The organism is Sphaerimonospora sp. CA-214678 (assembly GCF_050942215.1).
Taxonomy (GTDB): Bacteria; Actinomycetota; Actinomycetes; order Streptosporangiales; family Streptosporangiaceae; genus Sphaerimonospora.
Map to the genome: position 1 here is coordinate 1 of NZ_CP192058.1, position 14,132 is coordinate 14,132.

Below are 14,132 nucleotides of genomic sequence, written 5' to 3' on the forward strand. Positions count from 1 at the left end.
ATGAACCTGTCCGTTGCTCTGATCAACCTGAAGCCCGGTACGGGCAAGACCACGTCGGCCGTCTGGCTCGCGCACGCATTCCACGAGATGGGTTATCCCGTGCTCCTGGTGGACGCCGACCCTGCCGCATCCGCTCTGGAGTGGAGCGACCTTGCAGAGGGCTTCCCCTGCCGGATCATCGGCATGCCCTCCAAGGAGCTGCACCGCCGTGTGCCCGAGATCGCGAAGCCGGACGAAATCGTGGTCATCGACGCTCCGCAGATGGAGGACCACAAGGGCATCACGCGGTCTGTCCTACGACTGGCCGATGAGCTGGTGATCCCGGTAGCACCGCACGGGATCGAGATCAACCGCATGAGCCCAGTTCTCGACGAGATCGACGACATCCAGTCGCTACGGGAGCAGCCGGCAAGGGTCTCCGTGCTGCTGAACAGGATCAACCGCAGCAGTACGACCCACACCGAGACCCGCGAGGACCTGACCGAGGACGGGTGGCATGTCCTGTCAATGATGATCCCGTTCGTCAACCGCTACTCGCAGAGCTTCGGCCTGCCGGTGAAGACCCGCGCGACGGAGTTCGAGGCGTTGGCCGAGGAGCTGCTGAAGCGAGCTTCGCTGTGAACGCCGACGAGCGGCGCGAGGCCCGACGTCGGGCGGCGCGTCGGAGGATCGAGCCGGACGCGGCCCCAGCCGGAGAGACCGCCCTACGGTCGAAGCCTGTCCGGATCACGGTGGACCTGGCGCCGGAGCTGTATCGGCGGCTCACTCGGTGGACAACCGAGGTTGCCGAGGAGATCGACGCGGCGAAGGTCACGACCGCGGATATCGTCCGGGCGTACATCCGTGCGTGCGACGATCCCGAGGTCAGAGCCCGCGTCGTCGCCGAGCTACGAGAGCTGAAGCAGTAATGCAGTAACGACGAAGGTCCGGACCGTCGAGGTTCGGACCTTCGTCGTTTCAGGACTTCCATCTCTGCTGCATTACTGCATTGCTGAACTACTGCAAGATTACTTTACGTTGTAAGGGATAGCGCGCGGGCGAGCTGCACGGCGAAGAGCTGCCCGTTGTTGACGCTGATGAAGCCACGGCCTGATGCGAACCGGCGCACTCGTCGACGAACCCTTCGGCGGCGTGTAGAGCCCTGTTCCATTCGGTGAGCACCGGCGAGGCCGATCACGTCGGCATTCGTAGGCCGAGCCTGACCGCCTCGCGTGCGTGGCACCGAGACCTGCCGAGTGGTGCCCTGCGCCCTGGCCCAGCGGCGAGCGATACGCGCAGCCTGGACCGCTTGCTCAGGCGTGACCTCTACCGCGGCTGTCACCCGTTCCAGTCCCCAGTAGCCCCAGAATCGGCCCGGGCCTTGCCCTGGAGCCTGCCATTCCTCCGGGACACAGTGCTGATACTCCTTGGCCTGGAACGCGCCGTGCTTGGTGAAGTAGACCGCGACGCGCTTGGGGTCGTACGCCCGCAGGCTCTCGGCGTAGTCGACTCCAGTCCCGGCGAGCAGATGCCGGCGCTTCTCCTCCGGATCGGGGTGGTCGACGATGTCAGCCCAGACCTCACTCAGCCATTGCCGGAACGGGAGACCGGCACCGATACGGGAGTCAGCGCGAGCGCGGCCGGACGGGATCCGCGCGGTGCCATGCGGCGGGACCAGGAGCAAATGGAAGTGGGGCGCGCCACGGCGTTGGAACTCAAGCTTCCAGACAGCTTGCAGCGGCTCGCCCCAGGCACGTTCGTAGCGCTTGCGCAGTGCCTTGAGCTGGGCCTTGACGACCTTGCCGTTGGGCGCAACGGTCAGCCAGTCCCCGGGATAGGTCAGGGTCACCATCGCGGGAAGCCTGTCCGAGTCTCCGAGCATGGGCCGGTAGTCCAGCTCGCACAGCGCGCGGACCATGTTCGCCCGCGACTTGCGGGACCATCCGGTGATCTCGCGGGAGGGTACGCGCTCGGGGACGTCCTCATCGAGGGCGAGATAAGTCGCGGCTATGTCGGCTTCGACCTGGCGAGCTTTGAGCGCCCGTTCCTCGCGACGTTCACGGCGAGCAAGGTCGGGAGCTTCGATCGCAAAAGCGCCAGCAGCGATGACGATACGAGGTCTCGGACCTTCTTCGCCTTGCCAGGCCGGGCGTGCATCGAAGAGCCTTGCGGCGAGATCGAGCCCTTCCGGACTCGGGAACTTCGGCGCCCAAAGTGCCGTTACCGGCGTGTCGGACAGCGCCGGTAGCTGCACTGCGCGCCCATCGGCTACGCTGGTCACAGCTTGGGTTCCGCTTCTGATAGGGAGAGGCGGACCACTCAGAGGGCCTGGTGCTACCAACACCGGGCTCTCTTTTTTTCCGTGGTCTTTGCCGAGCCACTGTCGCGCGTTCCGCCTCTGTCGTCACGCCGACACACCGAGACATCAAGCGGCAATCTCAGCACCCCGCGCGTTTCCGCCCCAGGTGTCCAGCTCCACGACCTTGGCCGAGGTCTCGACGTAAGCGATCAGCTCGTCAATATCGGCGTCGCGGACATGGCCCAGGCGTGCCCGGACGGTCGACCGTGCGCCGTCTTGGAGGCTGTAGAGCACACCGGGTGTGGTCTCGCTGATCTGATGGCAGAGCGCCCCGTAGTCCACCGCGTTCTCGACGAGAGCGGCCTCTGTGTGGCTCTCGGTCGGCAGCCGCAACGCGATACGGCGTGTGAACAGGTCTCGGAGCTGGAACACGTCCTTTGTCGGCTCCTGAATGGCTCCAACCACGATGAAGCCCACCGCGCGGCCCTGCGTGAGGAGCAGCCCGAGCGCGTCCTCAATCTTGTCTCGGATGCGGCGGGGCCAGTACTTGAACAGCGGCGCCATCTCGTCGAGCAAGACGAGCGTTAGCGGGCGGCCCTTGCCGGGGCGGAAGTCGCGCTCTCCGGCCGCGCCGTCCCGCTCGTTGGCCTCGTTCATCTCTTGGACCAGGCGCTCAAGCAGCTTGAGCACGTCTTCATCAGTCACGGCGTAGTCATCCGGCCCGAACAGAGCGCGGGCGCGGCGTAGCTCCTTGGCCTTGGGATCGATGCCGACCAGGCGCACCAGTCCGGCCGTGATGGCAGGAGCGATACCCCTCAGAATGTTCCACTCGAGACCGGCCTTTCCGGCCCCAGTCGAGCCCGAGATAGCGGTATGACCGCCGAGAAGACTGATCGTGTAGGGCTTGCCGAACTCGTCGATACCGACCGGGATGCGCCTCCAGTCGATCGCTTCGACGGAGGCCGGAAGGGCAGTAGCCGGCACTGCCTCCACCAGAGGGTCACGCCGCATCAGTGAGAGCTCAAGCAGCCGCGGCTTGACTCCTTTGACCACCAGGCGCTCACCCTTGAAACCCAAGCGAAGCGCATCGGCCGCCTCCTCCTGCTGATAGCGCTTGACCGACTGACCGATCGGCATCTCGACAACGAGGTGATCCCAATACGGCGTCGAGCGGACCCGCTTGAGCTTGGGCACATAGACCTCAGTCCCGGCCTGAACAGTCAGGTCACAGCGGGTGAAGACCTCACGCCACAGACGCCGGTAGATCCACCAGCGATGCCACCAGCTACGCGCCCACGTCTCCACGGTCTTGCCGAAGGTCTCAGGGTGGGCGGCTTTCCAGGTGCTCAAGCCGACGAAGGCGGCCCCGGCGATCGTCAAGCAGAGTTGCCACCCGAGGACGGCAACGCTCGCGGCCGTCGTGCCCGCCATGGTCGAGGTACGCGGGTGCAACACGGCCTGGACCACAAGCCACGCGATGAGCCGGGCGAGCTGCTTGGCCAACCAGGTCAGCAGCTTTCCAATCGCGGAAAACAAGAAGTTGAGCATGGCCGCCTCCTTTCGGGCATGGAAAAGGGAGCCACCCACGGCAGGCGTGCAGACGCGGGCGGCTCCCCGCTGAATTGGCTTACTTGGACTTGGACTTGTGCTTGCGGAGGTCCCTGATCAGGGACTCGCAGGAGGCCGAGGCCCGGTCGATGTGACCTTGGATGCTGGCCATGCTCTCCGAGCAGCCGAGACCGGCCGCTAGCTCCCGGTCGATCCTCTGGCCCGACTCGACCAAGCGCGCCACGCGCTCGACCTGGACGTCGATCTCGTCAATCCGGCTACCGAAGTACGTCGCCACCGTGATCACAGCTCCTTGACGTAGTAGACGCGGTTACGCGCGAACAGCGCGAACTCGTCGGCCGCCACCGAGACCGAGGTGACAGCGGCCTTCACCAGGTCGTGCGCCTCGTGGAGCGTGGCCGCCGAGAAGTCCGGCTCTCTGTTCTCGACCCTCTGGACCTCGCTGAGCAGGCCCTTCACCATGTCGGCCAGCACCTGCATTTCCTTGGCGACGTGCCGACGACGCAGCTTGATCATTCGGAGGTTCTTGTAGAACTCGGCGCGGTCCTCGAACTCTGACCGCACGTCGGCGATGGTGTTGCCGACCATGCCCCGGAGCAGGGCCTTACGCTTCGCCTTCCGGACCCGCTTGGGCTCGAAGTTGCTACCCTTGACCGCCCGGATGGGCCGGGCCTTGGTGCTCGTTGGGGTCGCCATCCCTGATCTCCTTACCTGCACTTGTGGTTGGTCGGGGTGAGCGGAGCCGAGGACATCGCCCCGCACCTGCCGCAGTCGTACGTGAGGGTCCTGCGCCGACCCGAGTTCGCGCTGTTCGGCCACTCCCCCAACCGGTCGGGCGACGGCTTGACCTTCTTGTCCTGTGGCATGCTGGAACTCCTCTTTGTGAGGACCCGGGGCGCGTCGACTTTGACCGGTGGCGCGCCCCGGATCATTGGGGGATCAAAGAACCGTGTGCCTCGCGCACGGCTCGCTTTCGACCGGCATCCCGCAGATGCCGTCTGGGCCGCTGGAGTCTGGCGCGGCGCACACGTAGCCACCTACGCCCATGTAGACGACCCAGCGTTCGGGGTTACTGGCGCTCTCGACGCTGACCATCACGCCGCCGCCTTGCCAGCCGCTGCGATCGCACGGACCTCGGCAGCCCGGTACCAGACCTGCAGCCCGATCACGCGCTCCTCGCCCGTCTCGGGATTCCGCTTGGTCTTCTCCATGACGCCGACCTCGAAGTCCACGAGCTGCACCGGCGTGTACGGCATCAGGCCCTGCCCGGGGTCCTTCAGAGAGGCGACGCCGACCTTCAAGACCTCGTTCTGGACCTGGCCGAAGGCCGTCCGGAACATCGCCACCACCTGGATCTCCCACTTGGGCGTGCCGTCCTTGGTGGTCTCCTGGACCTGGCTCTTGAAGGCGGTCTTCGGCTGACACGCCAAGAAGGCGATCCCCTGGAAGGTGGCCGCCTGGTCAATCTTGAAGTTCGTGAACATCTCGGGTTCCTCCCGGCCTGTGGGCGCTCTCGGCCCTTCGTCGAGTAGCCGCTCTGTCGTGCAGCGGCCTACACGACTACCGTACACCGGACTGCACGATACGTCTACCCCGCTGCACGTATACCGCGCTAGACTGCGAACATGACGACGACCGAGGACAAGCAGCTTGCGGCGATCCTCGTCGCCATCAGCCGCGATCTTGGGAGAGCTAAGAAGCTCATCAGGGAAGGCAACGACCATGACGAGTCGCTTCGACGCTCGAAGCAGGTGATCGAAGCACTCCAGGAGATGGCCGACGACGTACGCGGCGAACGCGATCAGGTCGTGGTTCGGATCTCTCGCGAAGAGAGTGCGAGCCTTTCCGAGATCGCTCGAAGAGCCAGCATCAGCAAGTCACGAGCAGCGCAGATCGTAAAAGCCGCCAACGCTCAGAAGGAGACGGACCACATGGCCGAGAACGCCACTGCCCAGCCCGATCGGCCGCCGGTTGTGGCGGGCATCGTCACCTCCGAGCGCGGTGTGCTGATCGGCAAGCGCACTGATGGGAAGCCCCCATGGACCTTCATCGCGGGCGAGGTAGAACCGGGCGAGACCCCCTCAGACGCAATCATGCGAGAAGTCAAGGAAGAGACCGGCCTTCGCGTCATCGCCGCTCACCGCGAGATCGGACGGCGAGTCCACCCGAAGACCGGGCGCACCATGATCTACATGGCGTGCTCTCCGACCGGGAAAACGGATGTCTTCCTTGGCGACCCTGACGAACTCGAAGAGGTTCGTTGGGCCAACCTCAACGAAGTGGACGAGCTGCTGCCCGGCCTCTTCGAACCTGTACGTGCCTACCTGGTAGAGCAGCTCGGCCACAAGTGACCCATTTCGCGTGAGGCCCGGCCAGTTTGGTCGGGCCTTCTTCATGCCCTCGATAGCGCCAGTTGCCGAATTGTTCTTGTAGAGATCAAGGCCGCCGTACGCCTGGCGGCCTGCGGTCCGGGCGTGCGGCTCTCCGGCCGGTCCCGGCCCGCAGGCCGCCAGGCGTACGGCGGCCGGTTCCAAGAATCGGCCCGAGCCCGAATCATGATCGAATGCAACTTTTCTCTACGAGATCAAGGCGGCCCTACTCGGGCCGCGCAACGTTGCCGAAAGTTCGAGCCCCCAAGATCACGCTGATGTACCTATGCATCTCGATCCACTGGCCACCAAGAGCATGATCAATTGCAGAGCAAGTTAGTAGGCAAGACCGCCTTGTCCCGATGCCGCTACCAGGCACGGAACGGATGCCCTTCGATGTGCGGCCTGTTTTGGCGCATATAACAAGCCCAGTCCTGGCGGCCCGTCGTGGCCGGCGCCCGGGCACCCCAGAGGGGCCCCACCCCGCCGCCGGCCACGCCGAGCCGCTGACGGGGTTGGTGTTTTTTTATGCCTCCGGCGGGGGTCTCCGGCTCCGGGGGGGAGAGGGTGCGTCGCTGACGGTCCGTAGGTGGCTGGGGGGCCTGATCATCCCGTCTGCCATCGCCCCAGGACAAGCCGAGCAGACCAGGGCCAGGGGGGCCAAGGTCGTTCGTCCAGTTGGGCGCTCCACCTTGGCCCCCCTGGCCCTGGCCCGCTTCCCCTTCGGGTGGGACGACGGCAGACGGGATGATCAGGCGGGCGAGGTGCGCGAGTGCGGGTCGTACGCCTGGTGTTCGTCGAGGTCAGAACATTCAGTATTGCAGTAACGCAGTAATTAAGGCAGTATCGGCGTCATGAACCTGTCCGTTGCTCTGATCAACCTGAAGCCCGGTACGGGCAAGACCACGTCGGCCGTCTGGCTCGCGCACGCATTCCACGAGATGGGTTATCCCGTGCTCCTGGTGGACGCCGACCCTGCCGCATCCGCTCTGGAGTGGAGCGACCTTGCAGAGGGCTTCCCCTGCCGGATCATCGGCATGCCCTCCAAGGAGCTGCACCGCCGTGTGCCCGAGATCGCGAAGCCGGACGAAATCGTGGTCATCGACGCTCCGCAGATGGAGGACCACAAGGGCATCACGCGGTCTGTCCTACGACTGGCCGATGAGCTGGTGATCCCGGTAGCACCGCACGGGATCGAGATCAACCGCATGAGCCCAGTTCTCGACGAGATCGACGACATCCAGTCGCTACGGGAGCAGCCGGCAAGGGTCTCCGTGCTGCTGAACAGGATCAACCGCAGCAGTACGACCCACACCGAGACCCGCGAGGACCTGACCGAGGACGGGTGGCATGTCCTGTCAATGATGATCCCGTTCGTCAACCGCTACTCGCAGAGCTTCGGCCTGCCGGTGAAGACCCGCGCGACGGAGTTCGAGGCGTTGGCCGAGGAGCTGCTGAAGCGAGCTTCGCTGTGAACGCCGACGAGCGGCGCGAGGCCCGACGTCGGGCGGCGCGTCGGAGGATCGAGCCGGACGCGGCCCCAGCCGGAGAGACCGCCCTACGGTCGAAGCCTGTCCGGATCACGGTGGACCTGGCGCCGGAGCTGTATCGGCGGCTCACTCGGTGGACAACCGAGGTTGCCGAGGAGATCGACGCGGCGAAGGTCACGACCGCGGATATCGTCCGGGCGTACATCCGTGCGTGCGACGATCCCGAGGTCAGAGCCCGCGTCGTCGCCGAGCTACGAGAGCTGAAGCAGTAATGCAGTAACGACGAAGGTCCGGACCGTCGAGGTTCGGACCTTCGTCGTTTCAGGACTTCCATCTCTGCTGCATTACTGCATTGCTGAACTACTGCAAGATTACTTTACGTTGTAAGGGATAGCGCGCGGGCGAGCTGCACGGCGAAGAGCTGCCCGTTGTTGACGCTGATGAAGCCACGGCCTGATGCGAACCGGCGCACTCGTCGACGAACCCTTCGGCGGCGTGTAGAGCCCTGTTCCATTCGGTGAGCACCGGCGAGGCCGATCACGTCGGCATTCGTAGGCCGAGCCTGACCGCCTCGCGTGCGTGGCACCGAGACCTGCCGAGTGGTGCCCTGCGCCCTGGCCCAGCGGCGAGCGATACGCGCAGCCTGGACCGCTTGCTCAGGCGTGACCTCTACCGCGGCTGTCACCCGTTCCAGTCCCCAGTAGCCCCAGAATCGGCCCGGGCCTTGCCCTGGAGCCTGCCATTCCTCCGGGACACAGTGCTGATACTCCTTGGCCTGGAACGCGCCGTGCTTGGTGAAGTAGACCGCGACGCGCTTGGGGTCGTACGCCCGCAGGCTCTCGGCGTAGTCGACTCCAGTCCCGGCGAGCAGATGCCGGCGCTTCTCCTCCGGATCGGGGTGGTCGACGATGTCAGCCCAGACCTCACTCAGCCATTGCCGGAACGGGAGACCGGCACCGATACGGGAGTCAGCGCGAGCGCGGCCGGACGGGATCCGCGCGGTGCCATGCGGCGGGACCAGGAGCAAATGGAAGTGGGGCGCGCCACGGCGTTGGAACTCAAGCTTCCAGACAGCTTGCAGCGGCTCGCCCCAGGCACGTTCGTAGCGCTTGCGCAGTGCCTTGAGCTGGGCCTTGACGACCTTGCCGTTGGGCGCAACGGTCAGCCAGTCCCCGGGATAGGTCAGGGTCACCATCGCGGGAAGCCTGTCCGAGTCTCCGAGCATGGGCCGGTAGTCCAGCTCGCACAGCGCGCGGACCATGTTCGCCCGCGACTTGCGGGACCATCCGGTGATCTCGCGGGAGGGTACGCGCTCGGGGACGTCCTCATCGAGGGCGAGATAAGTCGCGGCTATGTCGGCTTCGACCTGGCGAGCTTTGAGCGCCCGTTCCTCGCGACGTTCACGGCGAGCAAGGTCGGGAGCTTCGATCGCAAAAGCGCCAGCAGCGATGACGATACGAGGTCTCGGACCTTCTTCGCCTTGCCAGGCCGGGCGTGCATCGAAGAGCCTTGCGGCGAGATCGAGCCCTTCCGGACTCGGGAACTTCGGCGCCCAAAGTGCCGTTACCGGCGTGTCGGACAGCGCCGGTAGCTGCACTGCGCGCCCATCGGCTACGCTGGTCACAGCTTGGGTTCCGCTTCTGATAGGGAGAGGCGGACCACTCAGAGGGCCTGGTGCTACCAACACCGGGCTCTCTTTTTTTCCGTGGTCTTTGCCGAGCCACTGTCGCGCGTTCCGCCTCTGTCGTCACGCCGACACACCGAGACATCAAGCGGCAATCTCAGCACCCCGCGCGTTTCCGCCCCAGGTGTCCAGCTCCACGACCTTGGCCGAGGTCTCGACGTAAGCGATCAGCTCGTCAATATCGGCGTCGCGGACATGGCCCAGGCGTGCCCGGACGGTCGACCGTGCGCCGTCTTGGAGGCTGTAGAGCACACCGGGTGTGGTCTCGCTGATCTGATGGCAGAGCGCCCCGTAGTCCACCGCGTTCTCGACGAGAGCGGCCTCTGTGTGGCTCTCGGTCGGCAGCCGCAACGCGATACGGCGTGTGAACAGGTCTCGGAGCTGGAACACGTCCTTTGTCGGCTCCTGAATGGCTCCAACCACGATGAAGCCCACCGCGCGGCCCTGCGTGAGGAGCAGCCCGAGCGCGTCCTCAATCTTGTCTCGGATGCGGCGGGGCCAGTACTTGAACAGCGGCGCCATCTCGTCGAGCAAGACGAGCGTTAGCGGGCGGCCCTTGCCGGGGCGGAAGTCGCGCTCTCCGGCCGCGCCGTCCCGCTCGTTGGCCTCGTTCATCTCTTGGACCAGGCGCTCAAGCAGCTTGAGCACGTCTTCATCAGTCACGGCGTAGTCATCCGGCCCGAACAGAGCGCGGGCGCGGCGTAGCTCCTTGGCCTTGGGATCGATGCCGACCAGGCGCACCAGTCCGGCCGTGATGGCAGGAGCGATACCCCTCAGAATGTTCCACTCGAGACCGGCCTTTCCGGCCCCAGTCGAGCCCGAGATAGCGGTATGACCGCCGAGAAGACTGATCGTGTAGGGCTTGCCGAACTCGTCGATACCGACCGGGATGCGCCTCCAGTCGATCGCTTCGACGGAGGCCGGAAGGGCAGTAGCCGGCACTGCCTCCACCAGAGGGTCACGCCGCATCAGTGAGAGCTCAAGCAGCCGCGGCTTGACTCCTTTGACCACCAGGCGCTCACCCTTGAAACCCAAGCGAAGCGCATCGGCCGCCTCCTCCTGCTGATAGCGCTTGACCGACTGACCGATCGGCATCTCGACAACGAGGTGATCCCAATACGGCGTCGAGCGGACCCGCTTGAGCTTGGGCACATAGACCTCAGTCCCGGCCTGAACAGTCAGGTCACAGCGGGTGAAGACCTCACGCCACAGACGCCGGTAGATCCACCAGCGATGCCACCAGCTACGCGCCCACGTCTCCACGGTCTTGCCGAAGGTCTCAGGGTGGGCGGCTTTCCAGGTGCTCAAGCCGACGAAGGCGGCCCCGGCGATCGTCAAGCAGAGTTGCCACCCGAGGACGGCAACGCTCGCGGCCGTCGTGCCCGCCATGGTCGAGGTACGCGGGTGCAACACGGCCTGGACCACAAGCCACGCGATGAGCCGGGCGAGCTGCTTGGCCAACCAGGTCAGCAGCTTTCCAATCGCGGAAAACAAGAAGTTGAGCATGGCCGCCTCCTTTCGGGCATGGAAAAGGGAGCCACCCACGGCAGGCGTGCAGACGCGGGCGGCTCCCCGCTGAATTGGCTTACTTGGACTTGGACTTGTGCTTGCGGAGGTCCCTGATCAGGGACTCGCAGGAGGCCGAGGCCCGGTCGATGTGACCTTGGATGCTGGCCATGCTCTCCGAGCAGCCGAGACCGGCCGCTAGCTCCCGGTCGATCCTCTGGCCCGACTCGACCAAGCGCGCCACGCGCTCGACCTGGACGTCGATCTCGTCAATCCGGCTACCGAAGTACGTCGCCACCGTGATCACAGCTCCTTGACGTAGTAGACGCGGTTACGCGCGAACAGCGCGAACTCGTCGGCCGCCACCGAGACCGAGGTGACAGCGGCCTTCACCAGGTCGTGCGCCTCGTGGAGCGTGGCCGCCGAGAAGTCCGGCTCTCTGTTCTCGACCCTCTGGACCTCGCTGAGCAGGCCCTTCACCATGTCGGCCAGCACCTGCATTTCCTTGGCGACGTGCCGACGACGCAGCTTGATCATTCGGAGGTTCTTGTAGAACTCGGCGCGGTCCTCGAACTCTGACCGCACGTCGGCGATGGTGTTGCCGACCATGCCCCGGAGCAGGGCCTTACGCTTCGCCTTCCGGACCCGCTTGGGCTCGAAGTTGCTACCCTTGACCGCCCGGATGGGCCGGGCCTTGGTGCTCGTTGGGGTCGCCATCCCTGATCTCCTTACCTGCACTTGTGGTTGGTCGGGGTGAGCGGAGCCGAGGACATCGCCCCGCACCTGCCGCAGTCGTACGTGAGGGTCCTGCGCCGACCCGAGTTCGCGCTGTTCGGCCACTCCCCCAACCGGTCGGGCGACGGCTTGACCTTCTTGTCCTGTGGCATGCTGGAACTCCTCTTTGTGAGGACCCGGGGCGCGTCGACTTTGACCGGTGGCGCGCCCCGGATCATTGGGGGATCAAAGAACCGTGTGCCTCGCGCACGGCTCGCTTTCGACCGGCATCCCGCAGATGCCGTCTGGGCCGCTGGAGTCTGGCGCGGCGCACACGTAGCCACCTACGCCCATGTAGACGACCCAGCGTTCGGGGTTACTGGCGCTCTCGACGCTGACCATCACGCCGCCGCCTTGCCAGCCGCTGCGATCGCACGGACCTCGGCAGCCCGGTACCAGACCTGCAGCCCGATCACGCGCTCCTCGCCCGTCTCGGGATTCCGCTTGGTCTTCTCCATGACGCCGACCTCGAAGTCCACGAGCTGCACCGGCGTGTACGGCATCAGGCCCTGCCCGGGGTCCTTCAGAGAGGCGACGCCGACCTTCAAGACCTCGTTCTGGACCTGGCCGAAGGCCGTCCGGAACATCGCCACCACCTGGATCTCCCACTTGGGCGTGCCGTCCTTGGTGGTCTCCTGGACCTGGCTCTTGAAGGCGGTCTTCGGCTGACACGCCAAGAAGGCGATCCCCTGGAAGGTGGCCGCCTGGTCAATCTTGAAGTTCGTGAACATCTCGGGTTCCTCCCGGCCTGTGGGCGCTCTCGGCCCTTCGTCGAGTAGCCGCTCTGTCGTGCAGCGGCCTACACGACTACCGTACACCGGACTGCACGATACGTCTACCCCGCTGCACGTATACCGCGCTAGACTGCGAACATGACGACGACCGAGGACAAGCAGCTTGCGGCGATCCTCGTCGCCATCAGCCGCGATCTTGGGAGAGCTAAGAAGCTCATCAGGGAAGGCAACGACCATGACGAGTCGCTTCGACGCTCGAAGCAGGTGATCGAAGCACTCCAGGAGATGGCCGACGACGTACGCGGCGAACGCGATCAGGTCGTGGTTCGGATCTCTCGCGAAGAGAGTGCGAGCCTTTCCGAGATCGCTCGAAGAGCCAGCATCAGCAAGTCACGAGCAGCGCAGATCGTAAAAGCCGCCAACGCTCAGAAGGAGACGGACCACATGGCCGAGAACGCCACTGCCCAGCCCGATCGGCCGCCGGTTGTGGCGGGCATCGTCACCTCCGAGCGCGGTGTGCTGATCGGCAAGCGCACTGATGGGAAGCCCCCATGGACCTTCATCGCGGGCGAGGTAGAACCGGGCGAGACCCCCTCAGACGCAATCATGCGAGAAGTCAAGGAAGAGACCGGCCTTCGCGTCATCGCCGCTCACCGCGAGATCGGACGGCGAGTCCACCCGAAGACCGGGCGCACCATGATCTACATGGCGTGCTCTCCGACCGGGAAAACGGATGTCTTCCTTGGCGACCCTGACGAACTCGAAGAGGTTCGTTGGGCCAACCTCAACGAAGTGGACGAGCTGCTGCCCGGCCTCTTCGAACCTGTACGTGCCTACCTGGTAGAGCAGCTCGGCCACAAGTGACCCATTTCGCGTGAGGCCCGGCCAGTTTGGTCGGGCCTTCTTCATGCCCTCGATAGCGCCAGTTGCCGAATTGTTCTTGTAGAGATCAAGGCCGCCGTACGCCTGGCGGCCTGCGGTCCGGGCGTGCGGCTCTCCGGCCGGTCCCGGCCCGCAGGCCGCCAGGCGTACGGCGGCCGGTTCCAAGAATCGGCCCGAGCCCGAATCATGATCGAATGCAACTTTTCTCTACGAGATCAAGGCGGCCCTACTCGGGCCGCGCAACGTTGCCGAAAGTTCGAGCCCCCAAGATCACGCTGATGTACCTATGCATCTCGATCCACTGGCCACCAAGAGCATGATCAATTGCAGAGCAAGTTAGTAGGCAAGACCGCCTTGTCCCGATGCCGCTACCAGGCACGGAACGGATGCCCTTCGATGTGCGGCCTGTTTTGGCGCATATAACAAGCCCAGTCCTGGCGGCCCGTCGTGGCCGGCGCCCGGGCACCCCAGAGGGGCCCCACCCCGCCGCCGGCCACGCCGAGCCGCTGACGGGGTTGGTGTTTTTTTATGCCTCCGGCGGGGGTCTCCGGCTCCGGGGGGGAGAGGGTGCGTCGCTGACGGTCCGTAGGTGGCTGGGGGGCCTGATCATCCCGTCTGCCATCGCCCCAGGACAAGCCGAGCAGACCAGGGCCAGGGGGGCCAAGGTCGTTCGTCCAGTTGGGCGCTCCACCTTGGCCCCCCTGGCCCTGGCCCGCTTCCCCTTCGGGTGGGACGACGGCAGACGGGATGATCAGGGTGCGCGAGTGCGGGTCGTACGCCTGGTGTTCGTCGAGGTCAGAACATTCAGTATTGCAGTAACGCAGTAATTAAGGCAGTATCGGCGTC

Annotated in this window: 18 protein-coding genes; 6 read left to right on the forward strand and 12 right to left on the reverse strand. The window is 65.1% G+C overall.

Features of this window, described 5'->3' with window-relative positions:
• Positions 1–621 (forward strand): AAA family ATPase, encoded by a 621-nt coding sequence (locus ACQP1K_RS29445; RefSeq protein WP_433501825.1) that lies wholly within the window; start codon positions 1–3, stop codon positions 619–621.
• Positions 618–908, forward strand: coding sequence for a hypothetical protein (locus tag ACQP1K_RS29450; protein WP_433501826.1), 291 nt, complete (start codon positions 618–620; stop codon positions 906–908). The genes ACQP1K_RS29445 and ACQP1K_RS29450 overlap by 4 nt, the downstream gene beginning before the upstream one ends.
• Before the next feature lie 104 nt (positions 909–1,012).
• Here the strand turns inward: ACQP1K_RS29450 and ACQP1K_RS29455 are convergent, their stop codons facing one another.
• The 6 genes from ACQP1K_RS29455 to ACQP1K_RS29480 all read right to left on the reverse strand — a co-directional run bounded on the left by ACQP1K_RS29455 (position 1,013) and on the right by ACQP1K_RS29480 (position 5,331).
• The gene (locus ACQP1K_RS29455) at positions 1,013–2,260 is read right to left on the reverse strand and encodes a rolling circle replication-associated protein (protein WP_433501827.1); all 1,248 of its coding nucleotides are present in this window, start codon (positions 2,258–2,260) and stop codon (positions 1,013–1,015) included.
• Between the two features lie 144 nt (positions 2,261–2,404).
• On the reverse strand, positions 2,405–3,826 hold the full coding sequence (locus tag ACQP1K_RS29460) for an FtsK/SpoIIIE domain-containing protein (RefSeq protein WP_433501828.1): 1,422 nt from the start codon (positions 3,824–3,826) through the stop codon (positions 2,405–2,407).
• 79 nt (positions 3,827–3,905) lie between these two features.
• Positions 3,906–4,133 (reverse strand): hypothetical protein, encoded by a 228-nt coding sequence (locus tag ACQP1K_RS29465; protein ID WP_433501829.1) that lies wholly within the window; start codon positions 4,131–4,133, stop codon positions 3,906–3,908.
• Positions 4,130–4,543 carry a hypothetical protein gene (locus ACQP1K_RS29470; protein WP_433501830.1) on the reverse strand — a complete coding sequence of 138 codons (414 nt, stop codon included), beginning with the start codon at positions 4,541–4,543 and terminating at the stop codon, positions 4,130–4,132. The genes ACQP1K_RS29465 and ACQP1K_RS29470 overlap by 4 nt, the downstream gene beginning before the upstream one ends.
• An 11-nt stretch (positions 4,544–4,554) precedes the next feature.
• A complete protein-coding gene (locus tag ACQP1K_RS29475) occupies positions 4,555–4,713 on the reverse strand; it encodes a hypothetical protein (protein ID WP_433501831.1) in 159 nt (52 codons plus the stop codon).
• A 228-nt stretch (positions 4,714–4,941) separates the two neighbouring features.
• The gene (locus ACQP1K_RS29480; protein WP_433501832.1) at positions 4,942–5,331 is read right to left on the reverse strand and encodes a hypothetical protein; all 390 of its coding nucleotides are present in this window, start codon (positions 5,329–5,331) and stop codon (positions 4,942–4,944) included.
• A 141-nt stretch (positions 5,332–5,472) separates the two neighbouring features.
• On the opposite strand from ACQP1K_RS29480, the gene ACQP1K_RS29485 reads away from it, so the two are divergent.
• The 3 genes from ACQP1K_RS29485 to ACQP1K_RS29495 all read left to right on the forward strand — a co-directional run bounded on the left by ACQP1K_RS29485 (position 5,473) and on the right by ACQP1K_RS29495 (position 7,978).
• Positions 5,473–6,198, forward strand: a complete 726-nt coding sequence (locus ACQP1K_RS29485) for an NUDIX hydrolase (protein ID WP_433501833.1) — start codon at positions 5,473–5,475, stop codon at positions 6,196–6,198.
• An 872-nt stretch (positions 6,199–7,070) separates the two neighbouring features.
• Positions 7,071–7,691, forward strand: coding sequence for an AAA family ATPase (locus tag ACQP1K_RS29490; RefSeq protein WP_433501825.1), 621 nt, complete (start codon positions 7,071–7,073; stop codon positions 7,689–7,691).
• Positions 7,688–7,978, forward strand: coding sequence for a hypothetical protein (locus ACQP1K_RS29495; protein ID WP_433501826.1), 291 nt, complete (start codon positions 7,688–7,690; stop codon positions 7,976–7,978). Before ACQP1K_RS29490 ends, ACQP1K_RS29495 begins: the two co-directional genes overlap by 4 nt.
• A gap of 104 nt (positions 7,979–8,082) precedes the next feature.
• Here ACQP1K_RS29495 and ACQP1K_RS29500 read toward each other — a convergent pair whose 3' ends face one another.
• The 6 genes from ACQP1K_RS29500 to ACQP1K_RS29525 all read right to left on the reverse strand — a co-directional run bounded on the left by ACQP1K_RS29500 (position 8,083) and on the right by ACQP1K_RS29525 (position 12,401).
• A complete protein-coding gene (locus ACQP1K_RS29500; RefSeq protein WP_433501827.1) occupies positions 8,083–9,330 on the reverse strand; it encodes a rolling circle replication-associated protein in 1,248 nt (415 codons plus the stop codon).
• A 144-nt stretch (positions 9,331–9,474) separates the two neighbouring features.
• A complete protein-coding gene (locus ACQP1K_RS29505) occupies positions 9,475–10,896 on the reverse strand; it encodes an FtsK/SpoIIIE domain-containing protein (RefSeq protein ID WP_433501828.1) in 1,422 nt (473 codons plus the stop codon).
• 79 nt (positions 10,897–10,975) lie between these two features.
• On the reverse strand, positions 10,976–11,203 hold the full coding sequence (locus tag ACQP1K_RS29510) for a hypothetical protein (protein WP_433501829.1): 228 nt from the start codon (positions 11,201–11,203) through the stop codon (positions 10,976–10,978).
• Positions 11,200–11,613, reverse strand: a complete 414-nt coding sequence (locus tag ACQP1K_RS29515; RefSeq protein WP_433501830.1) for a hypothetical protein — start codon at positions 11,611–11,613, stop codon at positions 11,200–11,202. The genes ACQP1K_RS29510 and ACQP1K_RS29515 overlap by 4 nt, the downstream gene beginning before the upstream one ends.
• A gap of 11 nt (positions 11,614–11,624) precedes the next feature.
• Positions 11,625–11,783 (reverse strand): hypothetical protein, encoded by a 159-nt coding sequence (locus ACQP1K_RS29520; RefSeq protein WP_433501831.1) that lies wholly within the window; start codon positions 11,781–11,783, stop codon positions 11,625–11,627.
• A 228-nt stretch (positions 11,784–12,011) separates the two neighbouring features.
• Positions 12,012–12,401, reverse strand: a complete 390-nt coding sequence (locus ACQP1K_RS29525; RefSeq protein WP_433501832.1) for a hypothetical protein — start codon at positions 12,399–12,401, stop codon at positions 12,012–12,014.
• Positions 12,402–12,542: 141 nt separating this feature from the next.
• Here ACQP1K_RS29525 and ACQP1K_RS29530 point away from each other — a divergent pair, with 141 nt between their 5' ends.
• Positions 12,543–13,268 carry an NUDIX hydrolase gene (locus ACQP1K_RS29530; protein WP_433501833.1) on the forward strand — a complete coding sequence of 242 codons (726 nt, stop codon included), beginning with the start codon at positions 12,543–12,545 and terminating at the stop codon, positions 13,266–13,268.
• Positions 13,269–14,132 lie beyond the last annotated feature (864 nt).